This is a genomic window from Staphylococcus sp. Y174-1, assembly GCF_049897865.1.
Classification (GTDB): Bacteria; Bacillota; Bacilli; order Staphylococcales; family Staphylococcaceae; genus Staphylococcus; species Staphylococcus saprophyticus.
Map to the genome: position 1 here is coordinate 1 of NZ_JAFCXB010000022.1, position 780 is coordinate 780.

At 40.0% G+C, this 780-nt stretch carries 1 protein-coding gene and 1 pseudogene; one reads left to right on the plus strand and one right to left on the minus strand.

Annotation, left to right across the window (positions count from 1 at the left end):
- Window positions 1-121 precede the first annotated feature (121 nt).
- Window positions 122-424, minus strand: a complete 303-nt coding sequence (locus ACP7BT_RS13535) for a putative quinol monooxygenase (protein ID WP_002484388.1) — start codon at window positions 422-424, stop codon at window positions 122-124.
- Window positions 425-475: 51 nt separating this feature from the next.
- Here ACP7BT_RS13535 and ACP7BT_RS13540 point away from each other — a divergent pair.
- Window positions 476-661: pseudogene (locus ACP7BT_RS13540) on the plus strand (transposase); the annotation flags it as partial.
- Between the last annotated feature and the right edge of the window lie 119 nt (window positions 662-780).

Here is a 780-nt window from a genome sequence, read left to right on the forward strand (position 1 = left end):
TCTCTTCAGATCTACGGATTTTCGCCATGCCACGAAATTAGCATCATGCTAGCAAGTTAAGCGAACACTGACATGATAAATTAGTGGTTAGCTATATTTTTTACTTTGCAACAGAACCACTTTATTTAGGAAGCTTGGAAGCAAGGACGTCAATATTTTCAATCACTGGTGGCTCTGCGAAAAGTTCAGGAGATTTCTCCGTCAATGCCGCAGCCACTTGACCAGAAAGGTGTGCTTGACGACCTGTGTCGTCCGGGAATGCGTCAAAGATGCCGAATGTCGTAGGTCCAAGTCGGATCGCAAACCATGCGATCGTTTCTGACTCCTCCTGAACCACAGGTAGGGCCCCACGTAGGAAGCTTTCAACTTCCTCTTCTTTTCCGGGTTTTGCTTCAAGTCGAACCAATAGCGCTACATTAACCATTTTTCTATCTCCTCCTCAAATTAGAAACTTCATCCATTAATATATCACATAACATTTTTTGTGACCAATTTAGAAGTTGCCTTTTCTCCAAAAGATATCGTCCGTGCGTATCAAAAAAGAGGGACGATGGAGAACTATATCAAGGAGGCCAAGAATGGTTTCAAATTCGATCAAATGAATAGTCATTTTTTTCAAGTGAACGAGGTAAGAATGATGTTGAGTCTTCTAGCTTATAACTGGTTCTGTTGCAAAGTTGAATTTATAGTATAATTTTAACAAAAAGGAGTCTTCTGTATGAACTATTTCAGATATAAACAATTTAACAAGGATGTTATCACTGTAGCCGTTGGCTACTA